Source organism: Paracoccus gahaiensis (assembly GCF_005048225.1).
Lineage (GTDB): Bacteria > Pseudomonadota > Alphaproteobacteria > Rhodobacterales > Rhodobacteraceae > Paracoccus > Paracoccus gahaiensis.
Genome location: NZ_SUNI01000026.1, coordinates 1 through 23,340, shown reverse-complemented (window position 1 = coordinate 23,340; position 23,340 = coordinate 1). Strand labels below are relative to the sequence as shown.

Annotated in this window: 23 protein-coding genes and 1 tRNA gene; 14 read left to right on the top strand and 10 right to left on the bottom strand. The window is 68.1% G+C overall.

From position 1 onward, the window contains the following. Positions 1–85: 85 nt before the first annotated feature. On the bottom strand, positions 86–2,002 hold the full coding sequence (gene dnaG / locus FA743_RS17800; RefSeq protein WP_136887432.1) for a DNA primase: 1,917 nt from the start codon (positions 2,000–2,002) through the stop codon (positions 86–88). 71 nt (positions 2,003–2,073) lie between these two features. After that, a complete protein-coding gene (locus tag FA743_RS17795) occupies positions 2,074–2,661 on the bottom strand; it encodes a TetR/AcrR family transcriptional regulator (RefSeq protein WP_136887431.1) in 588 nt (195 codons plus the stop codon). A gap of 82 nt (positions 2,662–2,743) precedes the next feature. Between FA743_RS17795 and FA743_RS17790 the strand changes: the two genes are divergently transcribed. Together FA743_RS17790 and FA743_RS17785 are read left to right on the top strand one after the other, a co-directional pair. Further along, positions 2,744–3,001 (top strand): hypothetical protein, encoded by a 258-nt coding sequence (locus tag FA743_RS17790; RefSeq protein WP_136887430.1) that lies wholly within the window; start codon positions 2,744–2,746, stop codon positions 2,999–3,001. A gap of 58 nt (positions 3,002–3,059) precedes the next feature. Continuing rightward, positions 3,060–4,229 carry an alpha-hydroxy acid oxidase gene (locus FA743_RS17785; RefSeq protein ID WP_136887429.1) on the top strand — a complete coding sequence of 390 codons (1,170 nt, stop codon included), beginning with the start codon at positions 3,060–3,062 and terminating at the stop codon, positions 4,227–4,229. Here the strand turns inward: FA743_RS17785 and FA743_RS20825 are convergent. Beyond that, the gene (locus FA743_RS20825; protein ID WP_136887428.1) at positions 4,226–5,200 is read right to left on the bottom strand and encodes an acyltransferase family protein; all 975 of its coding nucleotides are present in this window, start codon (positions 5,198–5,200) and stop codon (positions 4,226–4,228) included. The genes FA743_RS17785 and FA743_RS20825 overlap by 4 nt on opposite strands. A gap of 217 nt (positions 5,201–5,417) precedes the next feature. Between FA743_RS20825 and FA743_RS17775 the strand changes: the two genes are divergently transcribed. The 3 genes from FA743_RS17775 (at position 5,418) to gluQRS (ending at position 8,316) form a co-directional block, all read left to right on the top strand. Then, complete coding sequence (locus tag FA743_RS17775; RefSeq protein WP_136887427.1) at positions 5,418–6,044, top strand: 50S ribosomal protein L25/general stress protein Ctc; 627 nt, start codon at positions 5,418–5,420, stop codon at positions 6,042–6,044. A gap of 101 nt (positions 6,045–6,145) precedes the next feature. Next, positions 6,146–7,483 (top strand): methylenetetrahydrofolate--tRNA-(uracil(54)-C(5))-methyltransferase (FADH(2)-oxidizing) TrmFO, encoded by a 1,338-nt coding sequence (gene trmFO, locus FA743_RS17770; RefSeq protein WP_136887426.1) that lies wholly within the window; start codon positions 6,146–6,148, stop codon positions 7,481–7,483. Further along, the gene (gluQRS, locus tag FA743_RS17765) at positions 7,465–8,316 is read left to right on the top strand and encodes a tRNA glutamyl-Q(34) synthetase GluQRS (RefSeq protein WP_136887425.1); all 852 of its coding nucleotides are present in this window, start codon (positions 7,465–7,467) and stop codon (positions 8,314–8,316) included. Before trmFO ends, gluQRS begins: the two co-directional genes overlap by 19 nt. Before the next feature lie 63 nt (positions 8,317–8,379). Here gluQRS and hisI read toward each other — a convergent pair whose 3' ends face one another. Beyond that, positions 8,380–8,736: a phosphoribosyl-AMP cyclohydrolase gene (gene hisI, locus FA743_RS17760; RefSeq protein ID WP_136887424.1), complete on the bottom strand. Its 357-nt coding sequence runs from the start codon at positions 8,734–8,736 to the stop codon at positions 8,380–8,382. Positions 8,737–8,809: 73 nt separating this feature from the next. Between hisI and FA743_RS17755 the strand changes: the two genes are divergently transcribed. Continuing rightward, positions 8,810–9,247: an iron-sulfur cluster assembly scaffold protein gene (locus FA743_RS17755; RefSeq protein ID WP_211242315.1), complete on the top strand. Its 438-nt coding sequence runs from the start codon at positions 8,810–8,812 to the stop codon at positions 9,245–9,247. 292 nt (positions 9,248–9,539) lie between these two features. On the opposite strand, the gene recG is transcribed toward FA743_RS17755, so the two are convergent. From recG to sciP, 4 genes are all read right to left on the bottom strand, one after another. After that, positions 9,540–11,660 (bottom strand): ATP-dependent DNA helicase RecG, encoded by a 2,121-nt coding sequence (gene recG / locus FA743_RS17750; RefSeq protein WP_246055035.1) that lies wholly within the window; start codon positions 11,658–11,660, stop codon positions 9,540–9,542. Continuing rightward, positions 11,633–13,825, bottom strand: coding sequence for an NAD-dependent DNA ligase LigA (gene ligA, locus FA743_RS17745; RefSeq protein WP_246055034.1), 2,193 nt, complete (start codon positions 13,823–13,825; stop codon positions 11,633–11,635). Before ligA ends, recG begins: the two co-directional genes overlap by 28 nt. A gap of 115 nt (positions 13,826–13,940) precedes the next feature. Then, positions 13,941–14,651 carry a response regulator transcription factor CtrA gene (gene ctrA / locus FA743_RS17740; protein ID WP_136887422.1) on the bottom strand — a complete coding sequence of 237 codons (711 nt, stop codon included), beginning with the start codon at positions 14,649–14,651 and terminating at the stop codon, positions 13,941–13,943. 99 nt (positions 14,652–14,750) lie between these two features. Continuing rightward, positions 14,751–15,026, bottom strand: a complete 276-nt coding sequence (gene sciP, locus FA743_RS17735; RefSeq protein ID WP_136887421.1) for a CtrA inhibitor SciP — start codon at positions 15,024–15,026, stop codon at positions 14,751–14,753. A 175-nt stretch (positions 15,027–15,201) separates the two neighbouring features. Here sciP and mnmA point away from each other — a divergent pair, with 175 nt between their 5' ends. Beyond that, entirely contained in the window at positions 15,202–16,377 is a 1,176-nt protein-coding gene (gene mnmA, locus FA743_RS17730; protein ID WP_136887420.1) for a tRNA 2-thiouridine(34) synthase MnmA, read from the top strand. Here the strand turns inward: mnmA and FA743_RS17725 are convergent. Then, positions 16,349–16,759 carry a SufE family protein gene (locus tag FA743_RS17725; RefSeq protein ID WP_136887419.1) on the bottom strand — a complete coding sequence of 137 codons (411 nt, stop codon included), beginning with the start codon at positions 16,757–16,759 and terminating at the stop codon, positions 16,349–16,351. The two genes, mnmA and FA743_RS17725, sit on opposite strands and share 29 nt — an antisense overlap. A gap of 115 nt (positions 16,760–16,874) precedes the next feature. Between FA743_RS17725 and FA743_RS17720 the strand changes: the two genes are divergently transcribed. Then, on the top strand, positions 16,875–17,390 hold the full coding sequence (locus FA743_RS17720; RefSeq protein ID WP_136887418.1) for a hypothetical protein: 516 nt from the start codon (positions 16,875–16,877) through the stop codon (positions 17,388–17,390). Positions 17,391–17,431: 41 nt separating this feature from the next. Then, positions 17,432–17,521: transfer RNA gene (locus FA743_RS17715), tRNA-Ser, on the top strand. A gap of 1,100 nt (positions 17,522–18,621) precedes the next feature. Here the strand turns inward: FA743_RS17715 and FA743_RS17710 are convergent. Next, a complete protein-coding gene (locus tag FA743_RS17710) occupies positions 18,622–19,632 on the bottom strand; it encodes a LacI family DNA-binding transcriptional regulator (RefSeq protein WP_136887417.1) in 1,011 nt (336 codons plus the stop codon). 134 nt (positions 19,633–19,766) lie between these two features. Between FA743_RS17710 and FA743_RS20675 the strand changes: the two genes are divergently transcribed. From FA743_RS20675 to FA743_RS17690, 5 genes are all read left to right on the top strand, one after another. Next, complete coding sequence (locus tag FA743_RS20675; RefSeq protein WP_246055033.1) at positions 19,767–19,928, top strand: hypothetical protein; 162 nt, start codon at positions 19,767–19,769, stop codon at positions 19,926–19,928. Positions 19,929–19,955: 27 nt separating this feature from the next. Continuing rightward, positions 19,956–20,891, top strand: a complete 936-nt coding sequence (locus FA743_RS17705; protein WP_246055032.1) for an aryl-sulfate sulfotransferase — start codon at positions 19,956–19,958, stop codon at positions 20,889–20,891. Next, a complete protein-coding gene (locus FA743_RS17700; RefSeq protein WP_136887416.1) occupies positions 20,884–21,690 on the top strand; it encodes an ABC transporter permease in 807 nt (268 codons plus the stop codon). Before FA743_RS17705 ends, FA743_RS17700 begins: the two co-directional genes overlap by 8 nt. Before the next feature lie 5 nt (positions 21,691–21,695). Then, positions 21,696–22,466 (top strand): ABC transporter ATP-binding protein, encoded by a 771-nt coding sequence (locus FA743_RS17695; protein ID WP_246055031.1) that lies wholly within the window; start codon positions 21,696–21,698, stop codon positions 22,464–22,466. 8 nt (positions 22,467–22,474) lie between these two features. Continuing rightward, a partial coding sequence (locus FA743_RS17690) for an ABC transporter substrate-binding protein (RefSeq protein WP_136887414.1) occupies positions 22,475–23,340 on the top strand: 866 nt, incomplete at its 3' end.

Here is a 23,340-nt window from a genome sequence, read left to right as displayed (position 1 = left end):
TCGTCTTGGTTCTAGCGCGGTTCGCGACCGAATCAAAGGCCGGCCGCCGCGCCGATTCGTACAGGTGATCCGGCATGATTCGGGATCATCGCCGGGGCGGCTTGCGCCAGATCTGACCTGACAGCCAGTCGGACAACTGGGCCGCCAAGGCATCGCGATCCTCGTTCATGTCGCCCGATGTCTCCATCTCGGGATTTTCGGCACGGTGTCGGGCCCGGGTGATCTGGCTGATGCGCCAGGTCAGGCCCTCGTCGGCCTCGCCCTGGATCTCGGACTCGGCGCGGTGAAGTTCGTGATGGGTCGCGCGGGCCACCTCCAGCTTGTCCAGAAGGTCGAGCAGCATCACGACCGCCGCCTCGTCATCCTTGCGTTCGATGATGGCGGGCGTCAGGCCCAGATGGGCGTCGCGGCGCAGGGTTTCAAGACCGCGCCGCCCGGCGGGACTGTCGCCCTGGGTCAGCAGGTCGTGCAGCAGCGCCGCCCGGTCCGGGTCCTGCGGCAGCAGCCGTTCCAGCCGCGCCTCGACCTGCGCGACCATGGCCGGGCGCAGCGCGCAGATCAGCAGGGCCGCGCCCTCCAGCAGGTCCTTGTGCTGCTCGGGCATGTGCGGCGAGACGAAGGGCACCAGCGCCCGCCCGGCCCCCGCGCCCCCCGGACGCCGTCCCTGCCCCGGCGGAAAGGCGCCCTTCCGAGAGGCGCCCCCCGGACGCGCGCGGGCCGGGCTGAACAGCGCCCATTGCTTGCGGCGGATATCCTCGGTGTAGTGCTTGCGGGTCACCTCGTCGGGGATGCGCGCCACCGCCTCGGCCAGCCGGCGGTCCAGCGCGGCGCGGCGTTCGGGGCTGTCGAAGACCTGGCCCTGCGTCTCGCGCGACCACAGCAGATCCAGCATCGGGCGGGCCTGATCCAAGAGCGCCGACACGGCCCCCGGCCCCGCCGCCTTGATCAGGTCGTCGGGATCCTGTCCGGCGGGCAGCACGACGAAGCGCAGCGCCTGGCCCGGCCCGGTCAAGGGCAGCGCCAAGTCGATCAGCCGCTGCGCCGCCCGCTGGCCCGCCGCGTCGCCGTCCAGCGCGATCACCGGCTCGGGCGCGACGCGCCACATCAGGCGCAGCTGCTCCTCGGTGATGGCGGTGCCCAAGGGGGCCACGGCGCCCTCGAACCCCGCCTGCGCCAGCGCGATGACGTCCATATAGCCCTCGGCCACGATCAGCCGCGCGCCCTTGGCCACCGCCGCCCGGGCGGGGCCAAGGTTGTAGAGATTGCGCCCCTTGTCGAAGAGCGGCGTTTCGGGGCTGTTGAGATACTTGGCCCGTGCCTCGGGATCCATCGCCCGGCCGCCGAAGCCGATGCAGCGGTTCTGCCCGTCGCGGATCGGAAAGATGATACGGCCCCGGAACCGGTCATAGGCCGCGCCGCCGCCCTCGGGGCGGGCGGACATGCCGGCCTCGACGATCTGATCCTCGGCAAAGCCCTTCTCGCGCAGGGCGGCGGTCAGGGCCGTGCGGGCATCGGGGGCAAAGCCGATCTCGAACCGCTCCAGCGCCGCACCGTCCAGCCCGCGCCGGGTCAGGTACTCGCGCGCCTCGGCCGCCGCGCCGGTCTGAAGTTGCAGGCGGAACCAGCGGCAGGCGGCCTCGGTCACCTCCAGCAGCTTGGTGCGCCTGTCGGTCTTCTCGCGGGCGCGGGGATCGGGTTCGGGCATGGTCAGGCCGGCCTCGGCCGCCAGCAGCTTGACGGCCTCCATGAACTCCATCCCGTCATGGTCGCGCAGAAAGCCGATCGCGTCGCCCTTGGCCTGGCAGCCGAAGCAGTAGTAATAGCCCTTCTGGTCGTCGCAATGGAAGCTGGCGGATTTTTCCTGATGGAAGGGACAGGGCGCCCACCAGTCGCCCCGCGCCTGATTCGACTTGCGCAGATCCCAGACGACCTTCTTCCCGATCACGCGACTGATCGGGACGCGATTGCGAATCTCGTCGAGGAAACCGGGGGGCAGGGCCATGCGCGCGAGTATCCCGGATGGCGGGCGGGGCATCAAGCGTGCGATTGGAGATTTGCGCCACGACGCCCGGATCAGGCCGCCCCGACGGCGCCTTGGGCCAGCCCCCAGTAGATCTGCGCGATGCGGGCCCGGTCCAGGCGACCGCCCTCGCGATACCAGTTGGTGACGCCGGTCAGCATGGCGATCAGCGCCAGCGTGGTCAGCTTGGGATCCTCGATCCGCATCCGGCCTGCCGCGACCCCTTCGCGCAGGATCGCCTCCAGCGCGGCCTCGTAGCGGCCCCGCAGGTCGGCGATGCGGGCGAAGTTCTCGGGCGTCAGGTTGCGCAGCTCCATATAGGACAGGAAGACCGCGTCGGAATGGTCCAGGCTGAAGGCGATGTGGAAGCGCACGAAGCGTTCCAGCCGGGCCAGCGGGTCGGCCTCTGCATCATCGGACCAGGCGGCCAGCAGATCCTGCATGTGGCTTTCCAGCAGATCGGCCAGCAGCGCCTGCTTGTCGGGGGTATAGCTGTACAGCGTCCCCGCCTGCACCCCCACCGCCGCCGCGATCTGGCGCATCGAGACCGCCGCATAACCCTGCCGCGCGAACAGGCGCCGGGCCTTGTCGCGGATCAGCGGGCCGGTGATCGTTGCGCGGGAACCAGTGGTGCGGGCCATGCGCCTGTCTAGCGCGGGGTCTGCCCGGGGGGAAGGCGCGAAGGCGTTGCCGGGGCGGCGCCGAGGGCGTAGCGTCCCCCGTATGAGACATGCCCCCGCCGCCCTGACCCTCGCCCTGCTGATCGCCGCCTGCAGCGAGGGCGGCGAGTTTCCCGCGCTTCTGCCCACCGATCAGGTGCTGGCCGAGCCCGCCCTGCCCGCCCATGCGGCGGCGGGACGCGCCGATCCCGCGCCGGTGGAAGGCGCGACCCTGACCCGGGCCGAGGCGCTGCGGGCCCGCGCCGCCGCCCTGCAGCGACCGGTTGTGGATCCCGACCTGCGGGCGCGCGCGGGCAGGTGATTGCCAGAGGATCGCGGCGCTGGTAAGTCTTTCTGACCAGCTTGCGAAAGGCCCTGCCATGCCCGTCATCACCTGCATCGACGACCTCAAGCAGATGCACCGCGCCCGAACCCCCAAGATGTTCTACGACTACGCGGAATCGGGCAGCTATACCGAGCAGACCTTTCGCGACAACACGACCGATTTCGCGCGCCTCAAGCTGCGCCAGAAGGTGGCCGTGGACATGTCCGACCGCCGTCTGGCGCGCCGGATGGTCGACCTGCCGGTCAGCATGCCGGTGGCGCTGGCCCCGGTCGGGCTGACCGGCATGCAGCATGCGGATGGCGAGATCCACGCCGCCCGCGCGGCCGAGCGGTTCGGCGTGCCCTTCTGCCTGTCCACCATGTCCATCTGCTCGATCGAGGATGTGGCGGCGCATGTGAACGCGCCCTTCATGTTCCAGCTCTACGTGATGAAGGACCAGGAGTTCCTGGCCGCCATCATCGAGCGGGCCAAGGCCGCGAAGTGCAGCGCGCTGGTCCTGACGCTGGATCTGCAGATCCTGGGGCAGCGGCACAAGGATCTGAAGAACGGGCTGTCCGCGCCGCCCAAGATGACCCTGCCCACGATGCTGGATCTGGCGACGCGCTGGCGGTGGGGCATGGGGATGCTGGGCACCAAGCGGCGGGGGTTCGGCAATATCGTGGGTCACGCCAAGGGCGTGGGCGACACCTCCAGCCTGATGAGCTGGACCGCCGAGCAGTTCGACGAGCGGCTGGACTGGGACAAGATCGCGGCCATCCGCGACATGTGGGGCGGCAAGCTGATCCTCAAGGGCATCCTCGACCCCGAGGATGCACGGATCGCGGCGGATTTCGGCGCCGACGCGATCGTGGTCAGCAATCATGGCGGACGGCAGCTGGACGGGGCGCTGTCCTCGATCCGGATGCTGCCCCATATCGTCAAGGCCGTGGGCGATCGGGTGGAGGTTCATATGGATGGCGGCATCCGCTCGGGTCAGGACGTGCTGAAGGCGCTGGCGCTTGGGGCGCATGGCACCTGGATCGGGCGGGCCTGGCTGCATGGCCTGGGCGCGATGGGCGAGGCCGGCGTGACCCGCGCGCTCGAGATCATCCGCAAGGAGCTGGACATCAGCATGGCGCTGTGCGGCGAGCGGGATCTGGACAAGGTTGGCCCGCAGAACCTGCTGGTGCCGCGCGGCTTCCTGGACGAATACGAGATCGCCTAGGCCGGGCGCGCCCGACGGCGGCTGCGCCGCCCCAGGGTGACGACCGCCCAGACCAGCCCGAAGGGCAGCACGATGCCCAGCACCGTGCCCAAGGCCGGGTCGGGCAGCCCGATCCGGGGCAGCCCCTGCAGCACGATCACATGCATCACATAGATCCCCGCCGCCGCCCGCGCCAAGGGCAGGCGGGTGGCGGGCGCCGGCAGGCGCAGCACCCACAGCAGCAGCGCCGGGCACAGGATCAGATGGCCAAGCGGGATCTCCAGCAGCGACTCCTCTCCGATGCGCCCAAGCCAGGCGAGGTTCTCGGCCAGGGTCAGGGCCAGCCCGACGGCCATCAGCGCCCAGAGTGCGGGGGCGGACAGCCGCGGCGGGTGGCGCGCGATCAGCCAGCCCATGACCAGATAGGGGTACAGATACAGCGGCCCGTTGCGGTAATGCTCGACCGGAACCTCGGACAGGCCGCTCATCCGGGCATATTGCAGCCCCAGCCCGATCAGACCCAGCAGCACGGCCGAGCCGATCACCGCCCCCCGCCCCAGCCTCAGCATCAGGCCCAGGATCACGCCGGACACCGCCAGCCCCTGCAGGAACCACAGATGCATGAAGCCCAGCAGCAGCTCGGTCAACGTCAGCGCGGCGGGCCGTGTCGTGTAATAGGGCCAGAGGAACAGCAGATAGACCGCCGACCAGACCGCATAGAGCAGCAGCAGATGCCCCACCCAGCCCGACAGGCGCCCCCGGTGCAGGGTCGAGGCCAGGAAATATCCCGCAATCAGCGTGAAGACCGGCACCGCCACGCGCAGGATGCCATTGCCCGCCGCCAGCCCCCAGAGGCCGGCAACGCCCGCCTCGCGCAGGGTCTCGCGCGCCAGGCCCGAATGGGCCAGCACCACGAATCCCGCCAGGATCACCCGCAGGTAATCCACCGACATCGTCCGTGGCTGATCCTGATCCACCCTGCCCCCCTGCATCCCGCCGTCCTCGAGGGCCAGCCATCGACCGGGCATAGAAGCCGGCGCGGCCCGGGGTCAAATCACGTCCGCTTTGGCGGGCCCTGCGGTCGGGCGGCACCCGCACGGATCCCTGCGTTTCCGGCTTCACATCCGCGCGCCATTGCGCTAAGGGCACCGCTTGGCGCCACGCACCCTTGGAGGGTGGCGCCCTCAACAACGGTTAAGGATTAAAGCAATGGCCAAAGAGATTCCGAATCTGGTGGCCGAGGCACGCGCGGGGTCAGGCAAGGGGGCCGCCCGCCAGGCTCGCCGTGACGGCAAGGTGCCCGGTATCGTGTATGGTGACAACAAGGATCCCGTCTCCATCGCGTTCGACTTCAACAAGCTGCTGACCAAGCTGCGGGCCGGGCGCTTCATGTCCACCCTGTGGAACCTGCAGGTCGAGGGCCAGGACGATGTCCGCGTCATCTGCCGCGGCGTGCAGCGCGACGTCGTGAAGGATCTGCCGATCCACATCGACTTCATGCGCCTGCGTCGCACGTCCAAGGTGAACCTGTTCATTCCGGTCGAGTTCATCAACGAGGACACCTGCCCCGGCCTGAAGAAGGGCGGAACGCTGGTCACCGTGCGCGCCGAGGTCGAACTGATCGTGACGGCGGGTGACATTCCCGATCACATCACCGTCGACCTGGCAGGCCGCGAGATCGGTGACACGATCCATATCAGCGACATCCCCCTGCCCGAGGGGGCCAAGCCCACGATCGACCGCGACTTCGTCATCGCCAACCTGGCCGCGCCCTCGGCGCTGCGCTCGGAAGACAGCGAAGGCGGCGAGGCCGAGGCCGAGGCCGCCGCGGACTGATCCCGCGCGCATCGGTCGCATGACCCTGGGGGCGGTGCCATCGGCGCCGCCCCTTTCCAATTCCGGGCCGCTTTGCTAGCCCCACCCGCATGGAGACACGCATGGACCCCGTTCACATCGTCGGCGCCGGCCTGGCCGGATCCGAGGCCGCCTGGCAGATCACCCGCGCCGGCATCCCCGTGGTGCTGCACGAGATGCGCCCTCAGGTGGAGACCTTCGCCCACAAGTCCGGCGACTGCGCCGAGATGGTCTGCTCGAACAGCTTCCGCTCGGATGACGACGTGATGAACGCCGTGGGCCAGCTGCACTGGGAAATGCGGGCCGCGGACGGGCTGATCATGGCCATGGCCACCCGCCACCGCCTGCCCGCCGGCGGCGCGCTGGCCGTGGACCGCGAGGCCTTCGCGGCCTCGGTCACCGAGGCCCTGCGGGCCGAGCCGCTGATCACCTTCGCGCCGGGCGAGGTGACCGACCTGCCCTCGGAGGGCAACTGGATCGTGGCGACCGGCCCGCTGACCTCGGACGCGCTGGCCTCTGCCATCCGCGGCGTGACCGGCACCGAGGCGCTGGCCTTCTTCGACGCCATCGCCCCGATCGTCCATGCCGACACGATCGACATGAGCGTGGCTTGGGAGCAGAGCCGTTATGACAAGGGCGAGACGCTGGCCGAGCAGAAGGCCTATATCAACTGCCCGATGACCAAACCCGATTACGAGGCCTTCATCGACGCCCTTCTGGCCGCCGAGAAGACCGAGTTCCACGAGGGCGAGACGGCGGGCTATTTCGACGGCTGCCTGCCCATCGAGGTCATGGCCGAACGCGGCCGCGAGACGCTGCGCTTTGGCCCGATGAAGCCCGTGGGCCTGACCAATCCGCACAAGCCGGACGAAAAGGCCTATGCCGTCGTCCAGCTGCGCCGCGACAATGCCTTGGGAACGCTCTACAATATCGTGGGCTTTCAGACCAAGATGAAGTACGGCGCGCAGACCCAGGTCTTCCGCATGATCCCCGGCCTGCACGAGGCCAGCTTCGCGCGCCTCGGCGGCATCCACAGGAACAGCTTCCTGAACTCGCCCACGCTGCTGGACGACCGCATGCGCCTGCGCCTGCGTCCCAACCTGCGCTTCGCGGGCCAGGTGACCGGGGTCGAGGGCTATGTCGAAAGCGCCGCGATGGGCCTGCTGGCAGGCCGCATGGCCGCCGCCCAGGCCCTGGGCCGCGACCTGCCGCCGCCGCCCGTCACCACCGCCATGGGCGCGCTGATCCATCACATCACCGGCGGGGCCGAGGCCAAGACCTTCCAGCCGATGAACGTGAATTTCGGCCTCTTCCCGCCTTTGCCCGAGGCGCGCAGCGGGCGCCGGGGCCGCAAGGACCGCTATCCGGCCTATACGCAGCGCGCCAAGGACGACTTCGCCGCATGGCTGGCCGCGCAATAGACGCGGGCGAGGTCACGCGCTTCGCCCCCTCGCCCACCGGGCTGCTGCATCTGGGCCATGCCTATTCGGCCCTGACCGCCGCCGCCCATGGCGCCTTCCACCTGCGCATCGAGGATATCGACCGCGACCGCTGCCGCCCGGAGTTCGAGGCCGCGATCCTCGACGACCTCGCGTGGCTGGGCCTCGACTGGCCGCAGCCGGTGATGCGCCAGTCCGACCGCCTGCCCGCCTACCGGGCGGCCCTCGACCGCCTCGCCCCCCTGACCTATCCCTGCCGCTGCCGCCGCGGCGACATCCGCGCCGCCCTGTCGGCCCCGCAGGAGGGCGCCCTGCCCGCCGGCCCGGACGGCCTCGTCTATCCCGGCACCTGCCGGGGCCGCAGCCATCGCGATGCAGGCCCCGACGACGTGATCCGCCTCGACATCGCCCGCGCCTTCGACGCCCTGGGCCTCGACCGGATCGGCTTTCGCGACCGCACGATCCTGCCCGATCACGACCATATCCTGACGCGCGACCAGGTCGCCCAAGGCATCGGCGACGTGATCCTGTCCCGGCGCGGCATGGGCACGTCCTACCACCTTGCGGTGGTGGTCGACGACGCCGCCCAAGGCATCACGCTGGTCACCCGCGGCAAGGACCTCTTCGACGCGACCTACATCCATGTCCTGCTGCAGCGCCTGCTGGACCTGCCGACGCCCGCCTACCTGCACCACCGCCTGATCCGCGACGACACCGGCCGCCGCCTGGCCAAGCGCGACGACGCCCGCGCCATCCGCCACTACCGCGACGAGGGCGCCACCCCCGCCGACATCCGCCAGATGATCGGCCTCTGACCCTTCATCTTGGCGAAAAATATCCCGGGGGGAGTCCGCAGGACGGGGGGCAGCGCCCCCCTCTTACGCCAGCGGGGCCATGATCTCGACCTCGGCCCCGTCGCGCACCGCCCGATAGAAACAGCTCCGCCGGTTCGTATGACAGGCCGGCCCCGTCTGATCGACCCGCAGCAGCAGGCAGTCGCGGTCGCAATCCACCCGCATCTCGACCAGCGCCTGCACATGGCCCGAGCTTTCGCCCTTGATCCAGAAGGCCTGCCGCGAGCGCGACCAATAGGTCACCCGCCCGGTCTCCAGCGTGCGGGCCACGGCATCGGCGTTCATCCAGGCCATCATCAGCACCTCGCCCGTGCCCGCATCCTGCGCGATGGCCGGGATCAGCCCCGCCGCGTCATATTTCAGGCTGAGGGGATCGAACATCGGGTTTCCTTTCGCGGGGCGCGTCCCTATCTAATCCGGGACGGGGCCGCGGGAAAGCCCGACCGGAGGAATGATGTCCGACAGCGATCTTCTGCAGCTCTACTCGCGCCGCATCCTGGCCCTGACCACGGCCATCCCGCATCAGGGCACACTCAGCGCCCCGCAGGCCAGCGTCCAGCGCCGCTCGCCGCAATGCGGATCCTCGGTCACGGTGCATCTGTCGCTGCAGGACGACCGGATCAGCGAATTCGCGCAGGAGGTGCGGGCCTGCGCCCTGGGCCAGGCCTCGGCCTCGGTGCTGGGACAGGCCGTCATCGGGCTGGACCGGGCGGCCCTGGCGGCGGCGCGCGACCAGCTGCGCGACATGCTGACCCGGGACGCCCCCGCCCCCGACGCCCCCTTCGGCGATCTCGAGGCGCTGACCCCGGCCCGGGCCTATCCAAACCGCCACGCCTCGATCCTTCTGGCATGGGATGCCACGCTGGAGGCGATGGATCAGGCCGCCGCCTGACCAACCCCTTCCGGCAAAAAAAAGGGACCGACCCCTGCCAGGGTCGGTCCAAGGTGCGCGTGCCGGGACGGGACAGACGCACAGGCGGGCGCCGGTCGGGCAACGCGGGGCAGGCGGTCAGACCTGAAGGAATGCGGGCATCCACAACAGGACAATGGTGGTCAGGGCCAGGGCGGCAGCGCCGAGCATATCGGTGGCAAGTTCACGGGTCACGGGGCAACTCCTCTCTCTGTTGCTCCTTTGTTCTTACAATTTTAACGATTCGTAAAGAACTTTATGAGAACATCCGGGTTCAGCCGACCTGAATCAGCCGGATCGCCTGATCCTGCTGCATCAGCCACATCAGCAGCCGCAATGCCTGGCCGCGCGGGCTGACCAGCCCGGGGTCGCGGTCCAGCAGCGCCCGGGCATCCTGCCGCGCCACCGCCATCAGGCCGGACTGGTGTTCCAGATCGGCGATGCGGAACCGCGGCAGGCCCGATTGCGCCGTGCCGATGACATCTCCCGCGCCTCGCATCTCCAGATCGACCTCGGCGATGCGGAACCCGTCCTCGGTGTCGCGCAGCGTGGTCAGGCGCCGCGCGCCGGTCTCGTTCAGGGGCGGATGATACATCAGGAGGCAGGTCGAGGCGCCCGTTCCCCGCCCCACGCGCCCGCGCAGCTGGTGCAGCTGCGCCAGGCCGAAGCTTTCGGCGCGCTCGATCACCATGATCGTGGCCTGCGGCACGTCGACCCCCACCTCGATCACCGTCGTCGCCACCAGCAGCTGCGCCCGCCCCGAGGCGAAATCCGCCATCGCCATGTCGCGCTGGTCGGGCGGCATCTGGCCATGGACCAGCCGCACCGCCTCGCCGAAGATCGCCCGCAGATGGGTGAAGCGCGCCTCGGCGGCGGTCAGGTCGCTGACCTCGCTCTCGTCGACCAGCGGGCAGACCCAATAGGCCCGCGCGCCCTGCGCCATGGCCGCGCGCAACCGTTCGGTCACCTGATCGATGCGCTGGTCGGCAATCATGACGGTGGTGATCGGCTGGCGGCCCGGAGGCTTCTCGTCCAGCACCGACAGGTCCAGATCGCCGTAATGCGACAGCGCCAGCGACCGGGGGATAGGCGTCGCCGTCATGATCAGCATGTCGGGCGGCACCTCGCCCTTGGCCGACAGCTGCAACCGTTGGGCCACGCCGAAGCGGTGCTGCTCGTCGATGATCGCCAGCCGCAGATCCTGGAACTGCACACCCTTCTGGAAGACCGCATGGGTGCCCACCAGGATGTCGATGCGCCCCTGGGCCAGATCCTCCAGGATCTGCCCACGCAGGTCGCGCTTGTCGCGCCCGGTCAGGGCCGCCAGCCGCACCCCCGCCGCCTGCGCCAGCGGCTCCAGCGCGCGGGCATGCTGCCGCGCCAGGATCTCGGTGGGCGCCATCAGGACGGCCTGCCCCCCGGCCTCGACCGCCGCCAGTGCCGACAGCATCGCCACCAGCGTCTTGCCCGCGCCGACATCGCCCTGCAGCAGGCGGTTCATGCGGTGATCCGAGGCCATGTCGGCGGCGATCTCGGCAGCGGTGCGGGTCTGCGCCCCGGTCGGCGGCCAGGGCAGGCTGTCCAACACCCGCGCCCGCAGCCGCCCGTCGCCCGCGCTGGCGCGGCCCTTCTGGCGCCGCTTTTCGCGCCGCACCAGCGCCAGCGTCATCTGATGGGCCAGGAACTCGTCATAGGCCAGCCGGGCCCGCGCGGGCGTGTCGGGCGACAGATCCGCCGCCGCGCGCGGCGCATGGGCGTCGTGCAGCGCCTGCGCAAAGCCCGGCCAGCCGCGCGTGGCCAGCAGATGCGGGTCGATCCATTCGGCCGCGTCGGGCAGGCGCGTCAGCGCGGCCTCGACCGCCTTGGCCATGCCCTTCTGCGTGAGCCCGGCCGAGAGGGGATAGACCGGCTCGAACTCGGCGGGCGGGGCATCGCCCTCGGGCTGGATATGATCGGGATGGACCATCTGAGCCAGGCCGTCGAACAGCTCCAGCTTGCCGCTGACGGTGCGGCGGGCGCCGGGGGGCAGCTGCCCCTCCAGCCATTCGGCACGCGGGCGGAAGAAGATCAGCGTCAGATCGCCCGCGCCGTCGGTGCAATGCACGCGCCACGGGCGACCCTTGGCCTGCGGCGGGTGATGGCGGGTCACGGTGACCGTGACCGTGACGATCTCGGGGGCACGGGCCTCCGCGATCCGGGCGATGCGGCGGCGCGTCACCCCGCTGGCGGGCAGGGTCAGGATCAGGTCGCGGGGCTTGTCGATGCCCATCTGCTCCAGCGCGGCGCGGCCCTTGGGGCCGATGCCGGGCAGCGTGTCGATGCCCGCGAACAGCGGGAACAGCGCCGGAGGGCGGCCCCTGACCTCGGTCATAGGGCGCCCGCGATGCGCAGCCATTCATCCTCGTCGATAACCGTGACGCCCAGATCGGTGGCCTTCGCGGCCTTGGACCCCGCCCCCGGCCCGGCGATCAGCAGATCGGTCTTGGCGCTGACCGAGCCCGCGACCTTGGCGCCCATCGCCTCGGCCCGGGCTTTCGCCTCGGCCCGGGTCATCCGCTCCAGCGTGCCGGTGAAGACCAGCGTCTTGCCCGAGATCTCGGTCGCGACCGCACCGGGGTCCTGGGCGGGCAGCACGTCGAGTTGCGCCACCAGCCGGTCGATCCCCTGCCGCTCCGAGGCCTGCGCGAAAGTCATGACCAGCGAATGGACCAGCACCCCGCCGATCCCGTCGATCCCGGTCAGCTCGGCCCAATGGGGGCTGTCGGGCAGCGCCGCGCGCCGGGCCTTGTCGTCGGGCGCGGCGAAGGCGGGCTCGTGCGCCGCCCCGTCGATGGCGGCGACCAGCGCCTCCCAAGTGCCGAAATGGCGCGCCAGCGTGGCCGAGGCGACCTCGCCCACATGCCGGATGCCCAAGGCAAAAACCAGCCGCGCCAGGGGGATGGCACGCTTTTCCTCGATGGCCGCGAACAGCTTTTCCGCTGAGCGCGCCCCAAAGCCGTCGCGGTTCTTCAGCCGGCCCAGGTTCTTCGCGTCGCGGGCGGCGAGGGTGAAGATGTCGGCGGGTTCGCGGATGGACAGGTCCGGGTCGGCAAAGAACATCTCGATCTGCTTGGCCCCCAGCCCCTCGATGTCGAAGGCGGCGCGGCTGACGAAATGCTTCAGCTTCTCGACCGCCTGCGCGGGGCAGATCAGCCCGCCGGTGCAGCGGCGCACGCTGTCGCCCGGCTCGCGGATCGCCTCGGACCCGCATTCGGGGCAGAGGGCCGGATAGGCATAGGGCGCACTGCCCTCGGGGCGCCGCGACAGGTCGATATCGGCGATCTTGGGGATCACGTCGCCGGCGCGATAGACCTTGACCCAATCCCCCTCGCGGATGTCGCGCCCCTCGCGGATCGGCGCGCCGGCATTGTCGCGCCCGGCGATGTAATCCTCGTTGTGCAGCGTCGCGTTCGAGACGACCACCCCGCCCACGGTCACCGGCTCGAGCCGGGCGACGGGCGACAGGGCGCCGGTGCGGCCCACCTGGATCTCGATCCGGTCCAGCCGCGTCCAGGCGGTCTCGGCCGGGAACTTGTGGGCCAGCGCCCATCGCGGCGTGGTCGAGCGGAAGCCGAGCCGCGCCTGAAAGCCCAGGTCGTTCACCTTGTAGACGACCCCGTCGATGTCATAGCCCAAGGTCGCGCGCTGCTGCTCGATCGCCTGCCAGGTCGCGACCATCTGGGCCGGCGTTTGGCAGAGCCGGGTCAGCGGGTTGGTCTGGAAGCCCAGGTCCCGCAGCCGTTCCACCGATTGCATCTGGGTGGGCGCCAGCGGGGCCGAGACCTCACCCCAGCCATAGGCAAAGAAGCGCAGCGGGCGGCGGGCGGTCACTGCCGGGTCGATCTGGCGCAGCGATCCGGCGGCGGCGTTCCGCGGATTGGCGAAGACCCGCCCGGCCTCGGAGGTGTTCAGCGTCTCGAAATCGGCATGGCTCATATAGACCTCGCCCCGCACCTCAAGGATGGCGGGGGGATCGGCGGTCAGGATCTGGGGAATGTCGGCGATGGTGCGGGCATTCGCGGTCACGTTCTCGCCCACGCGCCCGTCGCCGCGCGTGGCGGCCTGGACCAGCCGGCCCGCCTCATAGCGCAGGGACAGGGAGAGGCCGTCGATCTTGGGCTCGGCGGTCATGTCCAGCGCGCTGTCGGTCGGCAGGCCGAGGAAGGTCCGGATGCGGGCGGCGAACTCTTCGACCTCCTCGACGGTGAAGGCATTGCCCAGGGACATCATGCGCTGCACATGGGTGATCTTGCCAAAGCCCTCGGCGGGGGCGGCACCGACCTGCCCGGTCGGACTGTCCGGCAGGGCCAGGTGGGGAAAGCCCTGTTCCAGCGCCGCCAGCCGCGCCTTGAGGGCGTCATACTCGGCGTCGCTGATCTGCGGCGTGTCCTTCTGGTGATAGGCCGCGTTCGCCGAAGCGACCCGGGCGGACAGGTCGGCGATCTCGGCGGCGGCGGCCTCGTCGTCCAGTTCCGCGACCGGCTGCCGGTCGGCCATGTTCTCCGCCATCTCTGCCCTCATGCACTGATCCCGACCGAAATGCTCCGGTCCCGTCAGTCGAGGGTATCGCCCAAGGGGGCGCGATCGTCCAGACCGGCATCGGGGCCGGAAGCGCAAGGTGCCGCCAGCATCCCGGTCAGGCGCTGACGGCCAGGCGTTCTTCGTGGCTTGGGCCCGGATCGCGCAGCACATAGCCCCGGCCCCAGACCGTCTCGATCAGGCTGTCGCCGCCCAATGCTTCGGTCAGCTTCTTGCGCAGCTTGCAGATGAAGACGTCGATGATCTTCAGCTCGGGTTCGTCCATGCCGCCATAGAGATGGTTGAGGAACATCTCCTTGGTCAGGGTCGTGCCCTTGCGCAGGCTCAGCAGTTCGAGGATCTGGTATTCCTTGCCGGTCAGGTTCACCGGTTTGCCCCGCACCTCGACCGAGCGCGCGTCCAGGTTCACCACGATCTCTCCGGTGCGGATCAGCGCCTGGCTGTGCCCCTTGGAGCGTCGGATGATCGCCTGGATCCGGGCCTGCAATTCCTCGCGGTCGAAGGGCTTGGTCATGTAGTCGTCGGCACCGAAACCGAAGCCGCGCAGCTTGCTTTCGGTGTCGTCCGACCCGGTCAGGATCAGGATCGGCGTGTCGATGCGGGCCAGACGCAGATGGCGCAGCACCTCCATCCCGTGCATGTCGGGCAGGTCCAGATCCAGCAGGATCAGGTCATAATCGTAGAGCTTGGCCAGATCGATCCCTTCCTCGCCCATGTCGGTCCGGAACACGTTGTAGCTGGCCGCCGTCAACATCAGTTCGATCGCCCGCGCGGTGCTGGGATCGTCTTCCACCAGAAGGATTCGCATATCTTCGTCTTTCCCCCGATTCGCCACTCGTCATATCCCGACAATCCCGCGAAGTGGTTAAGATGAGGTTATCAGATCGATCCTTCTGGCCTTTGCCGCTCAGGGTTGTCTATGTTTTTGTAGCGCTGCGACCTTTAATCCTGCCGTGCCGTGGCGCGCGGCGGCCCGGCACCAGCCATCGAACTCTTCCTCCGACAGCCCGTAGCGCCGCAGCGCCTCGTCCCGTGCGATCAGCCCGTGGCGCACGGCCAGGACGACCGTCTGCTTGCGATTGGCCACCCATCGCGTGTCCGGCGGCGGCAGATCCGCCACGCTGAGGATGCGCCCGTCTTCCAGGGTCACGATCCGCGGACCGGATGACTTCTTCACGAACATGGCGGCATCCCTTCTCGACACAGGCCATGCTTGCCCCGGACAGTTTAAGGCGGGGTTAGCCCGCGCCACTGCCAGGCCCGGGCCGGGGTTGAGAATCCTCGGCATTTGCCTATATTTCGATGCAGTTCTCCCATGCCCGCCCCCTCGACATGCCCGCCGGGCCGAAAGACCGCCAATGACCCTGACCGCCAGCGCCTGTGCGCCCGCCCCTGCCCCCGCCGCCGCGCTGAACAGCCTGGGCTTTGCCAAGCCGCCCGCGCAGACCCGGGTGGTCGTCGCGATGTCGGGGGGCGTCGACAGCTCGGTCGTGGCGGCCGAGCTGAAGGCCGAGGGCTATGATGTCATCGGCGTCACGCTGCAGCTTTACGATCACGGGGCGGCGCTGGCCAAGAAGGGTGCCTGCTGCGCGGGCCAGGACATCCATGACGCCCGCCGCGTGGCCGAGCGCATGGGCTTTCCCCATTACGTGCTGGATTACGAGAACACGTTCCGCGAATCGGTCATCGACGAATTCGCCGATGCCTATCTGGCGGGCGCCACCCCGGTGCCCTGCATCCGCTGCAACGAGCGGGTGAAGTTCCGCGACCTGCTGCAGACCGCGCGCGATCTGGATGCCGATTGCATGGCGACGGGCCATTACATCCAGCGCAAGGCCGGCCCCCAGCGGGCCGAGCTGCACATGGCCGCCGACCCGGCCCGCGACCAGAGCTATTTCCTGTTCTCGACCACGCAGGAGCAGCTGGATTTCCTGCGCTTTCCCCTGGGCCATCTGGTGAGCAAGGCCGAGACGCGGGCCTTGGCCCAGACCCATGGGCTGGGGGTCGCGGACAAGCCCGACAGTCAGGACATCTGCTTCGTTCCCAATGGCGACTATGCCGCCGTGATCGAGAAGCTGCGCCCCGGCGCGGCCGATCCGGGCGAGATCGTCGACCAGCAGGGCAACATCTTGGGCCGCCATCGGGGCGTGATCCATTACACCATCGGCCAACGGCGCGGCCTGGGCATCGGTGGCGGCGATCCCCTGTATGTCCTGCGGCTGGAGCCTGAGACGCGCCGCGTCGTCGTGGGCCCGCGCGAGGCCCTGTCGACGAAGACCATCGCCGTGACCGAGGTGAACTGGCTGGGCGACCAGCCCTTCGCGGGCGAGATCCCCTGCCTGGTGCGCATCCGCTCGACCCGGCCACCGCGTCCTGCGGTGCTGCGCCCCCTGCCCGGCCGCCGCGCCGAGGTCGAGCTGCTGGATCCCGAGGACGGCGTCAGCCCCGGCCAGGCCTGCGTCTTCTACGAGGCCGAAGGCACCCGCGTGCTGGGCGGCGGCTGGATCAGCCTGCGTCGGCGGCCAGCTGCCTGATCCGGCCGATCATCGCCCGCACCCCGTTCGAGCGTTGCGCCGACAGATGCTCGTCCAGGCCCAACCGCGCCAGCGCGGCCTGGGCATCGACCTGCCCCACCTGGTCCATGGGCAGGCCGGAATAGAGCGCATGCAGCACCGCGATCAGCCCGCGCACGATCATCGCGTCGCTTTCGCCCTGGAAATCGAACCGGTCCTCTTCCAGGTGCGGCAGGATCCAGACCTGGCTGGCGCAGCCGTCGACCTTGGTGGCCGGGACCTGGAAGGCCGGATCCAGCGGCGGCATCGCCTTTCCCAGCTCGATCAGGTGGCGATACCGCTCTTCCCAGTCATCCAGAAAGTCGAAGGTCTGGGCAATATCCTCGAAGGCGGGGGTGGGCATGGCATTCTCCTGTGACCGCACCGGACCTAGCGCGCGGCCGGGCCGAGGTCAAAGAGGCTTTTCCGCGCGGCCCCGATCGCCTATCACCGGGGAAAGACCGCCGAAGGGACATGCCATGACCAGACTGACCCTGCCGCTGCTGATCGGCACCCTGATCCTGTCGGGCTGCGGGCGGTTCGGAGACAGCGGCTGGAACCCGCTCGGCTGGGGCCCCGGCACCACCACCGCGCCGCAATCCATCGTGCCCGAGGGCGGCTTTGCCGCAAGCGCCGACCTGCGCCCCCTTGTCCCCCAGATCCTGGGCGCGGACTGGCAGCCCCTGCCTGAGGGGCGTCTGCTGGTCCTGCGCGGCTTCGGCCCGGTCAAGGGCTATCACTCGGCCGCTTTGGTCACCGCCCGTCCGCAGCCCGGAGACGCCCTCGCCCCCGATCCCGACGGCGTGCTGCGCCTGCGCTTCGTGGCCGTGCCGCCCCCCGCAGGCAGCCCCGCCGCAGCCCTGCCCGCCCGCCCCGAGACCGACACGATCACGGTGGCCCTGCCCCTCAGCGTCGTGCAGCTGTCCCGCATCTCGGCCATCGAGATCGCCGGCGCCGGCGCCGGCGCCGGCGGCACGGTGACCCTGCGCCGCTAAGCCTTGCACCGCCCCCGCCCCCGCGCTAATCGAGCGGCGTCGGAGGCGTGGCAGAGTGGTTGAATGCACCGGTCTTGAAAACCGACGTGGGTGCAAGCCCACCGTGGGTTCGAATCCCACCGCCTCCGCCATTCACCCCTAGAAAATAACGGTTTATAGTCTTTTTTTACTATATCCACCATTTTACCCGCCAACTTGAGGGCGCTTGGATGCGACGAATCGCGTCAGCATACGCATCCTACACCGGGGAGGGTTCTGACAATGTAGCCGGCCCCTGACGGGGTGTCTGTGCCCACGGCTGTCTGCAAAGATCGACAAAAGGGAGGCGGTCGTGTCTGAGACCATCTTTCGATGCTCGAACGGTGCCGCTACGAGCTAGGCGCCCTCATAGACTCACTGTGCTCCGCCGGCGTGTCGACAATGCGAGCCTGCAGGGCTGCGAGCCGCTTCACCCGGCTTCGTGGCTTTGGACGTGCATGGTCGTGATTTCCCGGCATGAGCCACGATGTGACGTTCGCTCGCTCCAGCCGGGACAACGCCGGCGCCGTGACCCTGTCGCTTGGAACGACGTTGTCGAGCATGTCCCTAGGCAAGAGAACGTGCCTCCCACCCTGCCTCGCCGCCACCGAGGTCAGCCTGTCGACTGCATCGAGGCGTGCCTCTGACAGCGCATTGGTGACGTTGGAGGAAAACTGCTCAAACGGCTTGCCGAGCTGACAGTCGGCGTTGTGAATGATCTCGAAGCGATCGGGTACCGGATATCGATGGATTGCAAGGGGCGCTGCATCGACAATATCTTCATGAAACGCCTGTGGCGGACCCTAGAGTATGAATGCGGCTGTATGCATAATTGGGAGATCGGCACACACAGGCCAAGGTCGTCATCGCTCGCTGGATCACCTCTGCTACCACCAGCGGCTCCGTACCGCCCATGGCGGGCGCACGCCCGCCATGGTTTACTGTAACACCATCGAAACCCATCGGCAAGGGCAGGCCGTAGCTTAAATCAAATGCGATACTGTCCAAGGATCGGAAAATAGCTCAAGTTGCAGCTGTGCCGAAGATCCTGAAGGTACCGATCAAGGCTATTGCCTAGCCAGCTTCACTGTGGGGAGCATCAATGGCGGGTTCCAAAAATACCGCCACACATGAGCTTTGTGAGGAAGGGCCGATTGGGCCCGACTGTATTCGGCCGGCTGTCAACGAGCCCCTATCTGGGATGGTGTTTGTCTCACGAAGAGCCACGAACGACCAATGAGGGTATCGGGCCTGCGGTTATACGCTCGATCTCTCTCCCAGCGATCAGGTCCATCAGAAGTCGCGTGGCCAGCGCCGCAATCTGGTCGAGATGCAGATCCACTGCGGTCAGAGCTGGGCGTTCTTCTCTGGCCCTCAAGCCGTTATATCGCGTGACGACGCGGACATCACTGGGAACTGCCCGGCCCATGTCACGCAGGGCGCGCATGACCCCGCTAGCAAAAGCATCGATGGAAGCGAATATACCGTCGATATCTGGGTTGCTGCGCAAAAGATCAAGCGTGGCGCGGTAGCTGCCGTCTTCGCCATCTGCCTCTGGTACGTAGATAACACAAGGTGGAATGCCCTCAAGTAACATCCAACTCTCGTAGCGCTCCAAGGTGACATGATGTGACACTCGCGATGACGTGCCAACGATCAGGGCAATCCGGCGTGCGCCTTGCGTCAGAAGGTGAGCAAGAAGCATTTCGGCTGTCCGATAGTAATGCATGTCAACCCAGGGAAGATCGACGCTCGCAGGCTGACCGATCACGACAACCGGCACGCCGCGCCGTTTCAAGAGCAACAGAAAGGCATCGTCCGTCTGCGGTTCAATGACGATGGCACCGTCCATCGCGACATGGCGCAGGGCCACTGCCGGATCGGCGACTGGCGGCACCAGCACCAGTGCGGAATTGTAGTCCAGCGCATGGATCGCCGCCGAGGCCGCGATCTCCATCAGGAACCCCAGGCGGGACGAGCCCGCCGAGACGGCGGCTGGCATCGAGGTCATCACCGCGATGGTGTTGGTCCGGCCCGTGCGCATCCGCCGCGCGGCCAGATTGGGGATATAGCCTAGGGTGGCGATGGCCTGATCAATCCGTTGCCGCGTTTCGGGATCGACACCCCGCATCCCTGATAGCGCGTTGGATACGGTCCCCTGCGACACCCCGGCAATCCGCGCCACATCCTTGACGGTCGGTCGCCTGCCCGCTGTGCTATCCATATCCTGCCCTGTCTTTGACCAATCTGCCCGTTCTGTCACCGGTCAAACCTTTCCTCGCAAGGTCGCGCATTAAAACGTTTTACTCAAGGCAGAATTAACCGTAACGCTGCATTAAATCGTTTTAAGAGGCTGCTATGACCGTTGTTGATCAAACCACAATCCGCCGTCGCAAGACTGGCCTGACCGCCATCGACCGCGACCGCACCGCCGGCGGCTATACGCTGTTCGCCCCGCAGACCGGCGGGGGACGGGTCGATCTGGTTGATATCGAAGGGAACAGCGCTCATCGCTGGTAGATGCCGGTGCGTCCGGGGCGCGATGCGGTGATCCTGACGAATGGCAATCTGGGCTATAATGGCAGCCATGCAACCTCGGCGGCGCTCTATCCCGCTTGGGATCTGTGGCATGGCGGCGATTTCTACGAGGCGACGCCCGAAGGCGAGATCGTCTGGCGGCACGAGGACATCCACCACCATCACGACGCGCAATGGCTGCCGAATGGCAACCTGCTTTACACCGTCGCGGCCCCACTGCCCGCCGACAAGGCCGCGCGGGTCACCGGGGGCGATCCACGTAAGGACGGGGCGGACGGCGTCATCCAGTCCGACATCATCCGCGAGGTGAACCGCGCCGGAGAGGTGGTCTGGGAATGGCGCATCTGGGACCATCTGGACCCCGCCGATTTCCCCATCCATCCCAATTTTGACCGCCGCCACTGGCCGATGGTCAACGGGCTGTCGATCACCAGCGACGGGCTGATGCTGCTGAGCTTGCGCACGACGTCGGGCGTGGTTGCGGTCAACAAGACCACCGGCGCGGTGGTCTGGCATGTCGGTCCCGATGTGGTGGCCCAGCAGCACACGCCGGTGGAGACCCAGGGCGGCAACATCCTCGTCTTCGACAATGGCAATCTGCGGACCGGATCGACCTCTCCCTTTTCGCGGGCGTTGGAGTTCAGCTTCTCGGGTCAGGTCGTCTGGTCTTATGTCGATCCGCTACCAATGGCGTTCTTCTCGCCATATATGGGCGGCTGCCAGCGGCTGTGGAACGGCAACACCTTCATCTGCGAAAGCGCCTTTGGGCGGTTGTTCGAGGTAACGCCCGAGGGCGACGTGGTCTGGGAATACGTCATCCCCGAGTTCGCACCCTATCCGCAGCCGCTTGGCCAGTTCATCACCGGCCAGCATAACAGCTGCTTCCGCGCGCATCGCTACCGAGCCGAGGCGCTGCCCTGGCTGCGGGGTGGCCGCGATGGCTGATGTCCCGCAACCCCGCCGCGTGCGGCCCAAGCTGGCCATGGGGCTGGCGGGCGCCACAGGCCTAGGCCGCCCGCTACTGTCCTTCGGCTTCATCCTGACGCTGTGGATCGCGGTGACCGGCGCCGGGCTGGTGCCCGAGCAGATCTTCCCCTCGCCCCTCTCGGTCTGGCAGGCCACGGTCGAAATGGCGGCGAATGGCACGCTGGCCACCGATCTGGCCGTGTCGATGCGCCGGGCGGCGATCGGGTTCGGCATCGGATCGGTGCTGGGGGTGACGCTTGGCCTGCTGACCGGGAGGGTGGCGCTGGTGCGCGCACTGCTCAATCCGTTCCTGACCCTGCTGCGCCCGATCCCCGCCATCGCATTGGTCCCGGTCGCCATCGTCTGGTTCGGCATCGGCGAGGGGTCCAAGTATTTCGTCGTCTCCTACACCGTGTTCCTGACCGTCTGGTTCAACACCCATCACGGCATGGAATACATCCCCGACATCTATCTGCGCGCCTCGCGCTCGCTCGGGGCGTCGCGGATGCGGGAGTTTCTGACCGTGGTGATCCCCGCCGCAGCCCCCCATATCGTGGCGGGCCTCAGGCTGGGGGTGGCGCTGGCCTTCCTCAGCCTTGTGGCGGCGGAACTGTCGGGCGCGTCCTCGGGTCTGGGACATCGCCTGCAGGAAGCGCGGCAATATATCCGCACCGACCGAATGTTCGCGCTCCTGATCATTCTGGGCGCGCTTGGTGCCACCGTCGATCTGATCGTCCAATGGGTCGGTCGCAAGCTTGTCCACTGGCAACAAGGATGATGGCGATGTCCTCTGGTCATGTGCGCGTAGACCACCTGTCGATCACCTTCGCGGGCAAGCAGGGGCCGGTCACGGCGCTGGCCCCCACCACCCTACATCTGGCGCCGGGCAGCTTTACCGCGCTGATCGGCCCCTCGGGCTGCGGGAAATCTACATTAATGAATGCCATCGCGGGTTTCGTTCAGCCCGCAGGTGGCGCCATGACGCTGGACAATACCGAGATCACCGGCCCCAGCCCGGATGTCGGGGTGATCTTTCAGCAATATGCGCTGTTCCCGTGGTTCACCGCCCTGGGCAACGTCAAGTTCGCGCTCAAGCGCCTCGGCTTGCCCAGGGCCGAGCTGCACGACCGCGCCATGGCCGCGCTGGAGGAGGTCAATCTGGCCCAGCATGCAGCCAAGTTTCCCGGCCAGCTGTCCGGCGGCATGAAGCAGCGTGTGGCCATCGCCCGCACCTTTGCCGCCGGTCCCAAGGTGCTGCTGATGGACGAACCCTTTGCGGCGCTGGATGCCCAGACCCGGATCGTGATGCACCACCTGCTGACCGACATTTGGCAAAAGCACCGCGCCACCGTCCTCTTCGTCACCCATGACGTAGACGAGGCGCTGCTGCTGGCTGACCGCGTCTGCGTGATGAGCCAGGCTCCGGGCCGGATCATCCGCGACTATGCCCTCGACCTGCCCCGCCCCCGGTCGCTGCGCGCACAGGCCGATGTGCTGCTGCCGATCCGGGACGAGATCATCACCCTTCTTCACCCCACCCACGCCGACGCATGAGGACCGCCATGAAACACGCCATCTTCGCCCTGTCCCTAATCCCCGCCGCCGCCATGGCCGATCCGATCACCTTCGCCTGGACCCCCAATCCCCAGACCCCGCAGGTCGACATGGCGCTGGCGCAGGGCTATTTCGATGAGGCCGGGCTGGAGGTCGAGCTGGTCAATTTCGCCTCGGGCCGCGAGGCGTTCGAGGCGCTGCTGGGCGGTCAGGTCGATATCGCCTTCATGGCGGAATTTCCCGCCGCGACCGGCGCGCTGACCGGTCAGGATTTCGCCATCGTGGCCGATCTGACCCGCTATACTGGCAGCCGGATCATCGGCAACAGCGACCAGTCGCCGCTGGATAGCCTTGCCGACCTGGACGGCAAGCGGATCGGCACCACGCTTGGCACCAACGTAGACTATTTCTTGTCCACTGCGATGACCCAAGCGGGCATCGAGGCCGAGATCATCAACGCTGCCCCCGGCGATCTGGTCCCGGCGCTGGTGCGCGGCGATGTCGATGCCATCGTGCCCTTCCCAACCTTCTATCAGGGCGCGCAGGAGGCTTTGGGCGAGCTCTATCTGGAATTGCGCCCCGGCAGCTATGACCCGCATTACATTCTGGCCGCCAGCCCCGACATGCTGGCCCGAGAGGCGGATCTGACGACCTTCCTCGGCGCCCTTGTCCGAGCCGACGCCGATGTCGCCGCCGACCCGCAGGCGGCGGCCGAGGCGGTCTCGGCCTCGCTCAGCGGGAACGTCTCGGTCGAGGCGCTGCAGACCATGTGGGAGGACATGGAGTTCGGAACGATCCTGAACAGCGACTTACTGGACCTGCTGGTCAGCGAGGCCACGTGGATCGTCGGACAGGGCGTCGTGCGCGCCGATAT